Genomic DNA, 13,655 nt, shown 5'->3' with positions numbered 1-13,655 from the left:
CGTTGCCCTCTTCGCGGCTAAAGCCTCGCGCATCTGCCAGCAGTGTCACCCCCGGCCCCGCAGAAGGAGTACCCGTTGGACGAATACCAACAAACCATACGTACCCTGTCCGATCGCATCGTCGCGGCACAAACCCCCATCCGGGTGCTGGATGCGGTGAAGTGGGACGACGGCATCCGCCAGGGGTTCTTCGAAGCCAAGGGCAAGGAGCCCCCAGCCGTTGACCGTGCCTACTACCACGCGCGGCCGCTGGGCTTTGACTCTAGCGCGGTCAAGGCAGAGTTCCAGGCCATCGAGCGTGACATCATCCGTCAGCTCGGCCAGTTCAGCCCGGTAGGGCAGATCATGAAGCGCATGTGCCGCGAGTACCGCATGGTGGTGCGAATGCTCGAGGCCCGTGGCACCGAGGACTTCGGGCTGATTTCCCAGGAGTTGTACGGCGCGGCGTCCGACGTGTTCCACGCCGGCGACCCGACCTTGGCCGACCTCGGCCTGATGCTCTCGGATTACCTGAACAACATTGATGGCCGTGGCGACCTCAAGGACGAACCCAAGAACCTGACCGCCAAGGAAGCCGTGGCCATTTTGCAGCGGCGCTTGAACACCGTGTTTGGTGAGGCCGAGAGCACCATCCGGGTATTCGAGTCCGATGGCATCGTCGCCGACGCCGCAGCGGGCGCCGACTATATCAAGGTGCGCGCCGACGCCATGTTCAATGCCCGTGACGTGCGGGCGCTGGAAGTGCATGAGGGGCTGGTGCATGTGGGCACAACGCTCAACGGCCTGAACCAGCCCATCTGTACCTTCCTGGCCAAGGGCCCGCCTTCTTCGACGGTGACCCAGGAGGGCCTGGCCATTTTGATGGAGGTGATCGCCTTCGCATCCTACCCCAGCCGCCTGCGCAAGCTCACCAACCGCACCCGGGCCATCCATATGGTTGAGGAGGGCGCCGACTTCATGCAGGTGTACCGCTTCTTCCATGAGCAGGGCTTCGACATGGCGCAGAGCTACAGCAACGCCAGCCGTGTGTTCCGTGGCTCGGTGCCGGATGGGCTGCCATTCACCAAGGACTTGTCCTACCTCAAGGGCTTCATCATGGTTTACAACTACATTCAGTTGGCCGTGAAGAAGGGCAAGCTGGAACAGATCCCCTTGCTGTTCTGCGGCAAGACTACCCTCGAAGACATGCGCACCTTGCGCCAGCTGGTCGAGGAAGGCCTGGTGGAGCCGCCCAAGTACCTGCCGGAGCAATTCCGCGACCTTAACGCGTTATCGGCCTGGATGTGCTTTTCCAACTTCCTCAACCACCTGAGCCTGGACCGTATTGAAACCGACTACGCCAACATTCTGTAGCGTGCGCCGCCTGCTTGCCGTGGTCATCGCCATGCTGGCCCTGAACGGCTGCAGCAGCCTGCTGTTCTATCCCGAGCGTGGCCAGGCATTCACCCCGGAGCGTGCCAAGCTTGCATACCAGGATGTCACCCTGGTTGCGGCCGACGGTGTGCGGTTGCACGGTTGGTGGCTGCCTGCCAAAGCGGGTGTGCCGGTCAAAGGCACGGTGCTGCACCTGCACGGCAATGGCGGCAACCTGCCCGGGCACCTGGGGGGCAGTTACTGGCTGCCGGAGCAGGGCTACCAGGTGTTGCTGATCGACTACCGCGGCTATGGCTTGTCGGAAGGCAAGCCCCGGTTGCCGGAGGTGTACCAGGACATCGCTGCTGCCATGGCCTGGCTCGACCAGGCGCCGGAGGTCAAGGGCAAGCCGTTGGTGCTGCTCGGCCAAAGCCTTGGCGGCGCCATGGCCATTCACTACCTGGCCGCGCACCCCGAGCAGCGCCAACGCTTCAGTGCACTGGTGTTTGACGGCGTGCCGGCCAGCTACCGCGCGGTGGGCCGTTACGCGTTGAGCACGTCCTGGATGACCTGGCCGCTGCAGGTGCCGTTGTCGTGGCTGGTGCCGGACAGCGACAGCGCAATCAACGCCATCGAGCAGCTGACCAGCCCGCCCAAGCTGTTCTTCCACAGCATCGACGATGACCTGGTGCCGATGGACAACGTGATCCGCCTGTACCAGCACGCGCCGCCACCCCGGGTGTTGCAGCTGACCCGGGGCGGGCACGTGCAAACGTTCGCCGACCCCACCTGGCGCGAAGTGATGCTGCGTTTTCTGGATGACCCCAGCCACTTCAGCAGCCTGAGGCGGCTGGCCGAGCTACCGAATTCCCCTGACGAGAAGGCCCCGCAATGAGTGAAGAACGCAACGCCATACCGCTGATCCTTACTGGTGTTGGCACGATCATCGTGACGGTTGGGGCCTTGTGGTACTACGGTTACCTGCACTTTGCCAAACCGCAGGATGCCTTGTTGCTGCAGGATTTCACCATGCTCAAGACCGTACCCGGCGAAGACTACAAGGTCTCCCTGGAGCCGGCGCTGCAGGTAGCGCAGTGCGTAGATGGCGTGCTGGTGCTGTTCGATACCCAGCAGAAGGGCCTGACGGGCGTACTGGTGGATAACCGCAAACGCGCGGTAAGGTGCATGGGTGAAGAGACGCCTCAGCAGGTGCAATAAGCCTGAATTGAAATTTACCTAGGCTGCGCTGCAGCCATGCGCAGGAAAGCCCGCTCTCACAGGATTGTGTAATCACTGTAGGAGCGGGCTTGCTCGCGAAGAGCCGCAAAGCGGCTCAATGTATTGCAGCCGAACGCGTGTTAACGCATCGACGAGCGCGGTGCTACCGGCTGGTTGTCGTTGGAGATGGTGACTTCCACGCGACGGTTCTGGGCACGGCCGGAGTTGCTGGAGTTATCCGCTACCGGGTACTCCTTGCCATAGCCCTGCGACACGATGCGAGCCGGGTCTACGCCTGCGCGAACCAGTGCCATGCGCACGCTGCCAGCGCGGCGCTCGGACAGCGACTGGTTGTAGTTGGCCGAACCGACGCTGTCGGTGTAGCCCTCTACGATCACCTTGCGCTCAGGGTTTTCCTGAAGGAACTGGGCCAGCTTGGTGATGTTCGGGTAAGCGTTGCTTTTCAGCTCGGCCTTGTTGAAGTCGAACAGCACGTCGCCGAAGGTCACCAGGGTGCCACGGTCGGTTTGCTTGGCGTTCAGGCTCTGCTGCAGCTTGGCGATCTGGGCGTCACGGGCGTCCAGTTTGGCCTGGGCGCGCTGGGCAGCGGCGTTTTTCAGGTCACCTTCTGCGGTGCGCAGGGCGATGGTCTGCTTGGCCACTTCGACGCGCTGGTTGGTCAGGTAGGCCAGCTGGTCGACCTTCTTGTCGTCTTCACGGTCCATGTAGGCCTTGTCGGCCTTGTTCAGCCAGTCCTGGGCATCCTTGGTTTCAAGGGCTGCCACTTTGCTGGCTTGCGGATCGCTCTGCAGCGACGAGAAGTTGGTGCGTGCCGCTTCCAGGTTGGCGTTCGGGTCGTGGGAGCAGGCTGCCAGACCAACGCTGAGGGCCAGAAGAGCGGGAATCATGACGTGTTTGCGCATAGTGTTCATCCTTTGATCGAATACGAAGGCTAGGGTTGGCGGGGCAGGGCTCACTGAGCGCTGCGCAGGCCTTCCTCACGTACGTCCTGAACGCCCTGGCGGGCATCCTGCACGGCCTTCTGGGCCTTGGCCGCCTGGGCCTTGCGTTCGGCGAGGCGAGCGTCCCATTCGGCCTGCTCGGCCAGACGCTTGGCTTCGTCGTACTTCTTGTCATGCATGGCGATTTCGGCCTGCTTGAACTTGTCCTGTGCTGCTTTCATTTCGACAGCAGCGTACTCGGTGCCCCCTGCGCTCACTGCAGCGTTCACGGCGGACTGGGTTACCGCGTACTGCTCGGTCGGCGGGTTGCCTGCACAGCCGGCCAGGACCAGGCTACTGCCCAGGGCCAGCGCGGCCAGCTTGAACCCGCGCACGTGAGAGGATGACGGTTTGAAAGTGCGGGTTTTCATGGTGGTCAGCTCCATTGGATCACTCCTGATAATGACGATGTCCGTAGCAGTCCATCGCTCATCCCCCCCAACCGTTTCCGTACGCTTCAGCTGAATGACGCACAAGTACCGGTGTGCAGGGTTTTAGCGTGATGGCTATTGGCTCCGACTGGAACATTTTTCGAATAGTTCAGAAAAATCTCCCTCGGTTGGCCAACAATTTCTGACTGGTTGGTCAGCGCCCAGACCCGGGCGAGTCCCGCCTAGGCGGGTGCGCTCGCCAATTTCCGGTACAAGGAGCTGCGTCATTGTTCGCCGTCGCCAGGTTTGGCGCGTGCGTGCAGATGATGGCGTGAGAGCGCCAGAAACCTGGGGGTAGGGCCCACATCCTCATAGAGGGGGTCGCCTTCCTCATCGGTGGCGATCACCTGGTGGCCCTGCGCATAAGGAAAGCTGGCTTCCAGTTCCTCAAGGGCCGCAGCCACCAGTTCGCCGAGCAGTTCCTCGGCGGTGCGTTTGGGGTACATGTCGATCAATGCGGCCAGACGCGCTTCGGACTCCAGGTCCAGGTGCAACACATGTTCTGTGCGGCTGAGGGCGCCGGCGGCATTTTGTTCCCAGTGCTGGGCGAGTTCACGTATTTTCATGGTGGCCTCTGGTAACGCCTGTCAAAAGGCATGCAGTGCATGGGAGTGTCGTGGCTTCACTTTAGTTTGCTTTGGCCGAAGGTGGCTTGCCTTTGCGCCCTGGCTGTAGGCACTCTTGATGCAACCACGGCCGTCACCGGCAGTGCGCGAAGCCTTACCAGGGATGCAAGGCGCCTGAGCTGCGCCACAGAGAGGGCCAATGACCGATATCGATGTGCGTTTGCGTGAAGATGTCCATGTGCTGGGCGAGCTGCTGGGTGAGACCATTCGCCAGCAGCATGGCGAAGCGTTTTTGCAGAAGATCGAAGCCATCCGCCACAGTGCCAAGGCCGATCGCCGCAGCGCGGGCGAACAGCTCAGTTCAACCCTCGGCGACCTGGCAGAGGATGACCTGCTGCCGGTTGCCAGGGCCTTCAACCAATTTCTGAACCTGGCCAACATGGCCGAGCAGTACCAATTGATCCGCCGTCGTGATGGCGACCAGCCCGAACCCTTCGAGGCGAGGGTGCTGCCAGAGTTGCTGGCCCGTCTGAAACACGCTGGCCATGGCAACCAGGCCTTGGCCGACGAGGTTGCTGCGCTGGATATCCAGCTGGTGCTGACCGCGCACCCTACCGAGGTGGCGCGCCGCACCCTCATCCAGAAATACGACGCCATTGCCGGGCAACTGGCTGCTCAAGACCATCGTGACCTGACCCCTCAGGAGGCCGAACAGGTGCGTGAACGGCTGCGCCGGCTGATTGCCGAGGCCTGGCACACCGAAGAAATCCGTCGCACACGCCCCACACCGGTCGATGAAGCGAAGTGGGGCTTTGCCGTCATCGAGCATTCGCTCTGGCAGGCAATTCCCAGTCACCTGCGCAAGGTCGACAAGGCCTTGCACGATGCCACTGGCCTGCGCCTGCCGCTCGACGCCGCGCCAATCCGCTTTGCGTCGTGGATGGGCGGTGACCGGGATGGCAACCCCAATGTCACTGCCGCGGTTACCCGCGAAGTGCTGCTGCTGGCCAGGTGGATGGCCGCCGACCTGTTCCTGCGCGACATCGACGCGCTGGCAGCGCAGTTGTCCATGCAGCAGGCCAGCAATGCCTTGCGCGAGCGTGTCGGAGACAGCGCTGAACCTTACCGTGCACTGCTCAAGCAACTGCGCGACCGCCTAAGGGCCACGCGCGCCTGGGCACATGCCGCCCTGACGGGTAGCCAACCGCCCGGCGCCGAGGTGTTGGTTGATAACCGTGACCTCATTGCGCCCTTGCAACTGTGCTACGACTCCCTGAACGAATGCGGCATGGGGGTGATTGCCGATGGCCCGCTGCTGGATTGCCTGCGCCGGGCCGTTACCTTCGGCCTGTTCCTGGTACGCCTGGACGTGCGTCAGGACGCTGCCCGTCACCGCGATGCCTTGAGTGAAATCACTGAGTACCTCGGCCTTGGGCGTTATGCGGACTGGGACGAAGAGCAGCGCATCAGCTTCCTGCAGGATGAACTGAAAAATCGCCGGCCGTTGCTGCCTGGGCATTTCACGCCCGAGGACGACACCGCCGAAGTGCTTGCCACTTGCCGGGAGATCGCGGCCGCGCCAGGCGCTTCGCTGGGGTCTTACGTGATCTCGATGGCTGGCGCAGCCTCTGATGTGCTGGCCGTGCAACTGCTGCTCAAGGAAGCCGGCCTGACCCGCCCGATGCGTGTGGTGCCGCTGTTCGAAACCCTGGCGGACCTGGACAACGCCGGCCCGGTGATGCAGCGCCTGCTGGGGCTGCCCAGTTACCGTGACAGCCTGCACGGCCCCCAGGAAGTGATGATCGGTTATTCCGATTCAGCCAAGGATGCTGGCACCACGGCCGCCGCCTGGGCGCAGTACCGCGCCCAGGAGAGCCTGGTGCGCATCTGCGCCGAGCATGAGGTTGAGCTGCTGCTGTTCCATGGCCGAGGCGGCACGGTAGGGCGCGGTGGTGGCCCTGCACACGCCGCCATCCTGTCGCAGCCGCCTGGCTCGGTCGCCGGCCGGTTCCGTACTACCGAACAAGGGGAGATGATCCGTTTCAAGTTCGGCCTGCCGGGCATCGCCGAGCAGAACCTCAACCTGTACCTGGCCGCGGTGCTGGAGGCGACCCTGCTGCCCCCGCCGCCGCCGCAACCCGCTTGGCGCGAGGTGATGGACCAATTGGCCGCCGACGGCGTCAAGGCCTACCGGCAGGTGGTGCGCGAGACGCCGGACTTCGTCGAGTATTTCCGTCAGTCCACCCCAGAGCAGGAGCTGGGCCGCCTGCCACTGGGCAGCCGCCCGGCCAAACGCCGCGCCGGGGGTATCGAAAGCCTGCGGGCCATTCCGTGGATTTTCGGGTGGACCCAGACCCGCCTGATGCTGCCGGCATGGCTGGGCTGGGAAACCGCTCTGAACAATGCACTGGCCAGTGGGCAAGGGGCGATGCTGGCGCAGATGCGTGAGCAATGGCCGTTTTTCCGCACCCGCATCGACATGCTCGAGATGGTGCTGGCCAAGGCCGATGCGCAGATCGCCGAGGCCTACGACGAACGTCTGGTGCAACCTGAACTGCTTCCTTTAGGTGCACATTTGCGCGACCTATTGTCGCAGTCGTGCCAGGTGGTACTGGCCTTGACCGGGCAGCCGGTGCTACTGGCACACAGCCCGGAAACCCTCGAATTCATCAGCCTGCGCAACACCTACCTGGACCCGCTGCACCGGCTGCAGGCCGAGCTGCTGGCGCGCTCGCGCGCCCGCGAAGCCGCTCTGGACAGCCCGTTGGAGCAGGCCTTGCTGGTGACCGTGGCGGGGATTGCAGCGGGGCTGCGCAACACCGGTTGAGGCTGTAGGGGGAGTGCTCACGCGCACATTGCTGCACCTTGTGCGCGGGTGCTGGCAGCCGGGTTGCGACGGGCGCAACCGCCTGCAGGGTTGGCCTCAAGTGGCGCATTCCTGCAACTTTGGGACGCTTGTCTGGCTGCCGGGCGCTGTGTATCTTGAGCAGCCCTCTGGCCGCTTTATGGCCATACCGATATTTCCGGACTTGGCCCTGGTCGCCGAATCCATTGAATTCCATAAAAAAATTTGAGGAGCACAAGATGCGCGTAATTCTGCTGGGAGCTCCCGGGGCCGGTAAAGGTACTCAGGCAAAGTTCATCACCGAAAAGTTCGGTATTCCGCAGATTTCCACCGGTGACATGCTGCGTGCCGCCGTCAAGGCGGGCACCCCGCTGGGCCTGGAACTGAAAAAAGTCATGGATGCGGGCCAACTGGTGTCCGATGAGCTGATCATCAACCTGGTCAAGGAGCGCATCGCCCAGCCTGACTGCGCCAACGGCTGCCTGTTCGACGGCTTCCCGCGCACCATCCCGCAGGCCGAGGCCATGGTCAAAGCCGGCGTGGCCATCGACGCCGTGGTCGAAATCGCCGTGGATGACGAAGAGATCGTTGGCCGCATGGCTGGCCGCCGTGTGCACCTGGCTTCGGGCCGCACCTATCACATCCAGTACAACCCGCCGAAAGTGGAAGGCAAGGACGATGTGACAGGCGAGGACCTGATCCAGCGCGACGACGACAAGGAAGAGACGGTGCGCCATCGTCTGTCGGTCTACCACAGCCAGACCAAGCCGCTGGTGGAGTTCTACCAGAAGTTGTCCCAGGCAAACGCCGGCAAGCCGAAGTACAGCCACATCGAGGGCGTGGGTTCGGTCGAGGCTATTACTGCCAAGGTGCTGACCGCGCTGAGCTGAGCCGATCAGGTTGGGCGCCCTGTGCGCCCAGCCTCACCATAACGTTCCCCCGCCCGCTGTCGCTGCTTTATACTGCTGCGTTCTCCCAAGCACCTGGAAACCCGTTCGATGACCACCCTGTTGGCCCTGGATACCGCCACCGAAGCCTGTTCCGTTGCGCTGCTGCATGACGGCAAGGTAACCAGCCACTACGAAGTCATCCCCCGCATGCACGCGCAAAAGCTGCTGCCGATGATCAAGCAGCTGCTGGCCGGGTCCGGGGTAGCGCTTGGCGCGCTGGATGCCATCGCCTATGGCCGTGGCCCGGGTGCCTTTACCGGTGTGCGCATTGCCATCGGGGTGGTACAGGGCCTGGCCTTCGCACTCGAGCGGCCGGTGCTGCCGGTGTCCAACCTCGCTGCTCTTGCCCAGGGGGCCCTCCGCGAGCAGGGCGCGCAACAGGTGGCGGCCGCCATCGATGCGCGCATGGATGAAGTGTACTGGGGCTGCTACCAGGCCTGCGCAGGTGAAATGCGCCTGGTGGGCGCCGAAGCGGTGTTGCCGCCCGAGCAGGTGGCATTGCCTGAGGGCAGCACCGGCCAATGGTTCGGCGCCGGGACCGGGTGGGGTTATGCCGACCGGCTGGCTGTGCCCGTGCAGGCCAGCAACGCCACTGCCTTGCCCAGTGCGCAAGATGTGCTGGGCCTGGCCAGCTTCGCCTGGGCACGCGGGGAGGCCATTACAGCTGACCAGGCGCAACCGGTGTACCTGCGCGACAATGTGGCGACGCCCAAGAAGGTCTGATGCTACTCGTCGGTTATTACCGATAGCGCTATAACTCTTTGCTCGAAATGTGGTCAAGTTATCAATCGGGCATTAGTAACAGGTGCCCGATGATGCTAGATTGCCATCACTGGCCCTGAGTGCTCTCCCATGCGTATCGACGGTTTCTCCTCGCAGTCTTACCCAATCAAGCGCCCGCCGCGCAAGGCTGGGGTGCGCGAAGCATCCGTGGATGATGCGGAAGTGGTTGAGGAGCAACTTGCCCAGGAGCCTACCCCCCGCCGTCGTTCTGCATTGCCTGCCCGCCAGCAGGACATGGTGTTCCCCCGCGCCCGTGACAGGCGCACCGCCACGGCGCTGGCCAGCTACCTGAGTACTGCCGGTTTCACCGATTGGGACATGGAAGTGCTGGGGCTGGACCTGTACATTTGACGGATGAATCCGTCGCCATTGCCTTACTACCTGGGTTGCCCGTCGTGGAGCGAAAGCGCCTGGCGTGAGTACCTGTACCCTGCCGATGCGAGCAGCAACGAGATGCTCGGCCTGTACAGCCAGGTATTCAACGCCGTTGAGGGCAACACCACGTTCTACGCCAGGCCTGCGCCCGCGACTGTCGCCCGCTGGGCCCAGGTGATGCCAGAGCATTTCCGTTTCACTGCCAAGTTCCCACGGGATATCAGCCACGAGGGTGACCTGCGTGACCAGCTGGAGCCTGCGTTCGACTTCACCCGCCTGATGGCCCCGCTGGGGCGTCGCGTTGCGCCGTACTGGTTGCAGTTGCAGGCCTCCTTCGGCCCAGCGCGGCTGGCGGAACTGGACCCGTTTCTGCAGCAGATCGGTGTGCCCGTGGCGGTGGAGGTGCGCCACCCCGCGTTTTTCGCAAAAGGCGAGGAAGAACGCGCGCTCAACCGGTTGCTGCATGCCAGCGGCGTGGAACGTATATGCCTGGACCCGCGAGCCTTGTTCAGTTGCACTTCCCGCGACCCTGCGGTGCTGCATGCCCAGGCCAAGAAGCCCAAGGTACCGCCGCGCCCGGCAGCCTTCAGCCAGCATCCCCAGGTGCGCTTCATCGGCCACCCGCAACTGGAGGCCAATGAGCCCTTCCTGACGCCGTGGGTGGAAAAGGTTGGCGCCTGGATCGAAGAAGGGCGCAACCCATACATCTTCCTGCACACCTCGGACAACCGCCTGGCTGCGGCGCTGGCGCAGCGTTTTCATCAACGGCTGATGCAGCGCCTGCCAGGGCTGGCGGCACTGCCGGAATTGCCACGCGCACCTGAGGTCGAACAACTGGGTCTACTCTGACCCGTTTCTGACTGCCGGAGTGTAACCATGGATGTGCAAACCCTGCGAGCCGAAGCCTTCAAAGCCCTGCATGAGCGCGATGGCGCCTTTGTCATGCCCAACCCCTGGGACGCAGGCTCGGCCAGGCTGTTGGCCAGCCTGGGTTTCGAGGCGCTGGCCACCACCAGTGCAGGCCTGGCCTTCAGCCTTGGGCGGCCCGACGCAGAGGGGGCGCTTGGCCTGGATGAGGTGCTGGATAACGCCGGCGAGATCGTTGATGCCACCCCGTTGCCGGTGGCTGCCGACCTGGAGAACGGCTTCGGTGACCTGCCCGAAGCCTGTGCCCTGGCCATCCAGCGTGCCGCCGAGGCCGGCTTGGTGGGGGGGTCCATCGAGGATGCCAGTGGCCAGCAGGCGTCGCCCATCTACGACATGGGGCTGGCGGTCGAGCGGGTGCGCGCCGCTGTTCAGGTGGCTCGCGGATTGCCGTTCCCGTTCACCCTGTGTGCCCGTGCTGAAAACCTGCTGCACGGGCGCCAAGACCTGGATGACACCATCCAGCGGCTGCAAGCCTATGCCGAGGCGGGGGCCGATGTGCTCTATGCCCCGGGCCTGCGTACCGCCGAGGAAGTACGAGCGGTGGTGCAGGCCTTGGCGCCACGGCCTGTCAACGTGCTGATGGGCATGAGCGGCGTGTCGCTGAGCGTCAACCAATTGCAGGACCTGGGGGTACGCCGCATCAGCGTAGGCTCGTCCATGGCCCGGGCGGCCTTCGGGGCCTTGCACCGCGCAGCGATGGAGATTCGTGAGCAGGGCACGTTCGGCTACGGCGAACACGCGTTGCCGTTCGATCAGCTCAACGACCTGTTCCGCCGCTGATGCGCCTGTTGCTAGGGTTGCTGGCCGGTGGGCTATTGCTGGCAGCCCTGGCCTGGCAACTGGGCTGGCGCCTGCCGGCCCAGTGGAACCCTTTGGCACCGCTGGATGTGCGCCAGCCGCCCAATTTGCTGACCGCCTACAAACTGTCGCGCCTGCGCGATGACCCGGTACTGTGCCGCCAGGCGCTGGAAACCAGCCAGTTGCGCTACCGTGCGCAGGCCGACAGCCCCGCGTCGGCCAACTGCCCCTTGCGCAACGTTTGGCGTATCGAGGGTGGGGAAGCACGGCTGAGCAGCAGCTTTCTGGCCACATGCCCTTTGGCAGTGGCTTATGCGCTGTTCGAGCGCCATGGCTTGCAGCCGGTCGCGCAGCGGGTACTGGGCCAACCCGTGGCGCAGGTCGACCATTTGGGCAGTTTTGCCTGCCGCAACGTTTACCACCGCAAGGAAGGCAGGCTGAGCCAGCATGCCACGGCCAACGCCTTCGATATCAGCGGCTTTCGCCTACAGGATGGCCAGCGCATCGTGCTGGCCCGTGACTGGCAGGCGGGCGGGCAGAAGGCAGCGTTCTTGCGCGAGGTGCAACAGGCTGCCTGTGAGCGGTTCAGTACGGTACTGGGCCCGGAGTACAACGCGGCGCACCGTAATCATTTCCATGTAGACATGGGCCGCTGGCAGATCTGCCGCTAGCCTCAGGCGTGGGCGCGAACGTTGTTGAGCACCACAGGGCGCGCCCAGTGGATATCGAACGCCAGGTCGCTCTGCTGAATCGCCAGGGTGGATTCGTCGTAGGGCTCGGGCGCCGGGTCCAGTAGATGCGTTTCTAATTCGGCGATGGGCAGGAACAGCGGGCGTGGTGCAGGCCCCGGGCCGGGCTCGGCAACAGGGTGGCCCTGGCTCATGACCACCGGGCGCAACCAGCTGTTGTCCATGTCCAGCTGGCGCTGCTGCTCGATCAGGTCGATAGCGCTGTAGGGCTCGGGTGCAGGTGGCAACAGCTTGGCTTCCAGTTCGGCCTTGGGCAGGAACAACGGCTCTGGCGGTGCCACTACAGTGTCTAACACCGGGCAGGCGCGCTGGGCATCGATCAGGGCCAGGGCACGGGCACCCCCCACAGGTTCTCCACTGTCCTTGTCGTGCTGTTCCAGCGCCTGGCTGAAGCCATCAACCGGCAGCGCTTGCTGTTCGGCCATGGCCCGGGCAAAGAAATCCTGCCACAGGTGGCTGACGCCCCCGAGTGCCTGGGTGTTGTGCTGACTGTAGTTGCCGACGGGCGACAAATAGGTCAAGCCGATGGGAAGAGTTTCTGACATGGCAGCCGCGCGCGTTGTGCTCTGGCAGAATAGCGGGATATTGCCTGTATCGGCCGTGGTGGCCGGTTCATTAAGGGTAGCGTTGGTTTTTTCAGGTGTGGACGATGCAAGAGCAAGGTGTGGTGATCAGGGTCGAGGCAATGGCTGGCGAGTACGCCGAGCAGGCCCAGGTGTGGGCCGAGCGCCTGGGCCTGCCGCTGCAGCAGGATGAGGCCGAATTTGCGGTGCAAGTCGGGGCCGATGGTTTGCAGATTCAGCAGTTGGGCCCCCAGGCGCCCGGTCCGGTGCGGGTGGACTTCGTCGAGGGCCAGGCCGCGCACCGGCGCCAGTTCGGCGGCGGCAACGGGCAGATGATCGCCAAGGCCGTAGGCATTGCCCAGGGCATACGGCCTCAGGTACTGGATGCCACTGCCGGCCTGGGCAAGGATGCGTTCGTGCTGGCCAGCCTGGGCTGCCGGATGACCCTGATCGAGCGCCAGCCACTGATCGCCGCGTTACTGGAAGATGGCCTGGCGCGGGCGCAGCGGGATGAAGAGGTGGGGCCGATTGTAGCGCGCATGCGCCTGCTGACGGGCAACGCCATCGAGCGCATGCGCGGCTGGGAAGGCGAGCCGCCACAGGTGATCTACCTCGACCCCATGTTCCCGCACCGCGACAAGAGCGCGCTGGTGAAGAAGGAAATGCGCGTGTTCCGCCCATTGGTTGGTGACGACCTGGACGCCCCGGCCCTGCTTGAGGCCGCCTTGGCGCTGGCCAGCCACCGGGTGGTGGTGAAGAGGCCGCGCAAGGCGCCGATTATTGATGGGCCGAATCCAAGCCATAGTCTGGAGGGGAAGTCCAGTCGGTATGACATTTATCCAAAGAAGGCGTTGAAGGCCTAGTCATCACGCAGACGCCTCAGGCGTTCCTGCAAATCTTCCAGCTGCAGGGGCTCCGGTATCAGATCAACATCGGCTTGGGATGATGGAGGCGTTAGAATCATATCCGCAGTTTGGCTAATAGGGCCATCCCAGGCCGGGAGATTGCCGAGCAATTGAACAGACGGTAACCATTACCTAACGCATAACCTATGGCATAGGGTAGCCAGCTCTGCCCGGTGAATCGAGACAACAGG

At 63.6% G+C, this 13,655-nt stretch carries 15 protein-coding genes; 11 read left to right on the top strand and 4 right to left on the bottom strand.

Going from position 1 to position 13,655, the window contains the following annotated elements; all coding sequences use genetic code 11:
• Nucleotides 1-75: 75 nt before the first annotated feature.
• From PPA02S_RS09215 to PPA02S_RS09205, 3 genes are read left to right on the top strand one after another with little or no spacing between them, the layout of a single operon-like run.
• The gene (locus PPA02S_RS09215) at nucleotides 76-1,353 is read left to right on the top strand and encodes a flavohemoglobin expression-modulating QEGLA motif protein (RefSeq protein ID WP_028634876.1); all 1,278 of its coding nucleotides are present in this window, start codon (nucleotides 76-78) and stop codon (nucleotides 1,351-1,353) included.
• Nucleotides 1,325-2,248 carry an alpha/beta hydrolase gene (locus PPA02S_RS09210; RefSeq protein ID WP_028634877.1) on the top strand — a complete coding sequence of 308 codons (924 nt, stop codon included), beginning with the start codon at nucleotides 1,325-1,327 and terminating at the stop codon, nucleotides 2,246-2,248. The genes PPA02S_RS09215 and PPA02S_RS09210 overlap by 29 nt, the downstream gene beginning before the upstream one ends.
• A complete protein-coding gene (locus tag PPA02S_RS09205; RefSeq protein ID WP_028634878.1) occupies nucleotides 2,245-2,571 on the top strand; it encodes a PA3694 family proteiin in 327 nt (108 codons plus the stop codon). Before PPA02S_RS09210 ends, PPA02S_RS09205 begins: the two co-directional genes overlap by 4 nt.
• A gap of 140 nt (nucleotides 2,572-2,711) precedes the next feature.
• On the opposite strand, the gene lptF is transcribed toward PPA02S_RS09205, so the two are convergent.
• The 3 genes from lptF to PPA02S_RS09190 form a co-directional block, all read right to left on the bottom strand.
• A complete protein-coding gene (lptF, locus tag PPA02S_RS09200; protein ID WP_028634879.1) occupies nucleotides 2,712-3,494 on the bottom strand; it encodes a lipotoxin F family OmpA-related lipoprotein LptF in 783 nt (260 codons plus the stop codon).
• A 50-nt stretch (nucleotides 3,495-3,544) separates the two neighbouring features.
• Nucleotides 3,545-3,958, bottom strand: coding sequence for a DUF4398 domain-containing protein (locus PPA02S_RS09195; RefSeq protein WP_028634880.1), 414 nt, complete (start codon nucleotides 3,956-3,958; stop codon nucleotides 3,545-3,547).
• Nucleotides 3,959-4,227: 269 nt separating this feature from the next.
• Nucleotides 4,228-4,569, bottom strand: coding sequence for a hypothetical protein (locus tag PPA02S_RS09190; RefSeq protein WP_028634881.1), 342 nt, complete (start codon nucleotides 4,567-4,569; stop codon nucleotides 4,228-4,230).
• A 199-nt stretch (nucleotides 4,570-4,768) separates the two neighbouring features.
• Between PPA02S_RS09190 and ppc the strand changes: the two genes are divergently transcribed.
• The 7 genes from ppc to PPA02S_RS09155 all read left to right on the top strand — a co-directional run bounded on the left by ppc (nucleotide 4,769) and on the right by PPA02S_RS09155 (nucleotide 11,918).
• Nucleotides 4,769-7,396: a phosphoenolpyruvate carboxylase gene (gene ppc, locus PPA02S_RS09185; protein ID WP_028634882.1), complete on the top strand. Its 2,628-nt coding sequence runs from the start codon at nucleotides 4,769-4,771 to the stop codon at nucleotides 7,394-7,396.
• A gap of 257 nt (nucleotides 7,397-7,653) precedes the next feature.
• Nucleotides 7,654-8,304, top strand: coding sequence for an adenylate kinase (gene adk / locus PPA02S_RS09180; RefSeq protein ID WP_028634883.1), 651 nt, complete (start codon nucleotides 7,654-7,656; stop codon nucleotides 8,302-8,304).
• 108 nt (nucleotides 8,305-8,412) lie between these two features.
• Nucleotides 8,413-9,087 (top strand): tRNA (adenosine(37)-N6)-threonylcarbamoyltransferase complex dimerization subunit type 1 TsaB, encoded by a 675-nt coding sequence (tsaB, locus tag PPA02S_RS09175; RefSeq protein WP_028634884.1) that lies wholly within the window; start codon nucleotides 8,413-8,415, stop codon nucleotides 9,085-9,087.
• 129 nt (nucleotides 9,088-9,216) lie between these two features.
• Nucleotides 9,217-9,498: a hypothetical protein gene (locus tag PPA02S_RS09170; protein WP_028634885.1), complete on the top strand. Its 282-nt coding sequence runs from the start codon at nucleotides 9,217-9,219 to the stop codon at nucleotides 9,496-9,498.
• A 3-nt stretch (nucleotides 9,499-9,501) separates the two neighbouring features.
• Entirely contained in the window at nucleotides 9,502-10,371 is an 870-nt protein-coding gene (locus PPA02S_RS09165; RefSeq protein WP_028634886.1) for a DUF72 domain-containing protein, read from the top strand.
• A gap of 27 nt (nucleotides 10,372-10,398) precedes the next feature.
• On the top strand, nucleotides 10,399-11,229 hold the full coding sequence (locus PPA02S_RS09160; RefSeq protein WP_028634887.1) for an isocitrate lyase/PEP mutase family protein: 831 nt from the start codon (nucleotides 10,399-10,401) through the stop codon (nucleotides 11,227-11,229).
• Nucleotides 11,229-11,918, top strand: coding sequence for an extensin-like domain-containing protein (locus PPA02S_RS09155; protein ID WP_028634888.1), 690 nt, complete (start codon nucleotides 11,229-11,231; stop codon nucleotides 11,916-11,918). Before PPA02S_RS09160 ends, PPA02S_RS09155 begins: the two co-directional genes overlap by 1 nt.
• Before the next feature lie 2 nt (nucleotides 11,919-11,920).
• On the opposite strand, the gene PPA02S_RS09150 is transcribed toward PPA02S_RS09155, so the two are convergent.
• The gene (locus PPA02S_RS09150) at nucleotides 11,921-12,541 is read right to left on the bottom strand and encodes a hypothetical protein (RefSeq protein ID WP_028634889.1); all 621 of its coding nucleotides are present in this window, start codon (nucleotides 12,539-12,541) and stop codon (nucleotides 11,921-11,923) included.
• A 104-nt stretch (nucleotides 12,542-12,645) separates the two neighbouring features.
• Here PPA02S_RS09150 and PPA02S_RS09145 point away from each other — a divergent pair, with 104 nt between their 5' ends.
• On the top strand, nucleotides 12,646-13,422 hold the full coding sequence (locus PPA02S_RS09145) for a class I SAM-dependent methyltransferase (protein ID WP_028634890.1): 777 nt from the start codon (nucleotides 12,646-12,648) through the stop codon (nucleotides 13,420-13,422).
• Nucleotides 13,423-13,655 lie beyond the last annotated feature (233 nt).

This window comes from Pseudomonas parafulva NBRC 16636 = DSM 17004, assembly GCF_000730645.1.
Taxonomy (GTDB): domain Bacteria; phylum Pseudomonadota; class Gammaproteobacteria; order Pseudomonadales; family Pseudomonadaceae; genus Aquipseudomonas; species Aquipseudomonas parafulva.
The sequence above is the reverse complement of the archived record's forward strand: the minus strand, read 5'-3'. Positions and strand labels throughout refer to the sequence as shown.

Bases quoted from the DNA above. Each gene is read 5' to 3' on its own strand.
- adk (WP_028634883.1), top strand. From the start codon at position 7,654: ATGCGCGTAATTCTGCTGGGAGCTCCCGGGGCCGGTAAAGGTACTCAG.
- PPA02S_RS09190 (WP_028634881.1), bottom strand. From the start codon at position 4,569: ATGAAAATACGTGAACTCGCCCAGCACTGGGAACAAAATGCCGCCGGC.
- PPA02S_RS09145 (WP_028634890.1), top strand. From the start codon at position 12,646: ATGCAAGAGCAAGGTGTGGTGATCAGGGTCGAGGCAATGGCTGGCGAG.
- PPA02S_RS09155 (WP_028634888.1), top strand. From the start codon at position 11,229: ATGCGCCTGTTGCTAGGGTTGCTGGCCGGTGGGCTATTGCTGGCAGCC.
- tsaB (WP_028634884.1), top strand. From the start codon at position 8,413: ATGACCACCCTGTTGGCCCTGGATACCGCCACCGAAGCCTGTTCCGTT.
- PPA02S_RS09195 (WP_028634880.1), bottom strand. From the start codon at position 3,958: ATGGAGCTGACCACCATGAAAACCCGCACTTTCAAACCGTCATCCTCT.
- PPA02S_RS09150 (WP_028634889.1), bottom strand. From the start codon at position 12,541: ATGTCAGAAACTCTTCCCATCGGCTTGACCTATTTGTCGCCCGTCGGC.
- lptF (WP_028634879.1), bottom strand. From the start codon at position 3,494: ATGCGCAAACACGTCATGATTCCCGCTCTTCTGGCCCTCAGCGTTGGT.
- PPA02S_RS09165 (WP_028634886.1), top strand. From the start codon at position 9,502: ATGAATCCGTCGCCATTGCCTTACTACCTGGGTTGCCCGTCGTGGAGC.
- ppc (WP_028634882.1), top strand. From the start codon at position 4,769: ATGACCGATATCGATGTGCGTTTGCGTGAAGATGTCCATGTGCTGGGC.
- PPA02S_RS09170 (WP_028634885.1), top strand. From the start codon at position 9,217: ATGCGTATCGACGGTTTCTCCTCGCAGTCTTACCCAATCAAGCGCCCG.
- PPA02S_RS09205 (WP_028634878.1), top strand. From the start codon at position 2,245: ATGAGTGAAGAACGCAACGCCATACCGCTGATCCTTACTGGTGTTGGC.
- PPA02S_RS09160 (WP_028634887.1), top strand. From the start codon at position 10,399: ATGGATGTGCAAACCCTGCGAGCCGAAGCCTTCAAAGCCCTGCATGAG.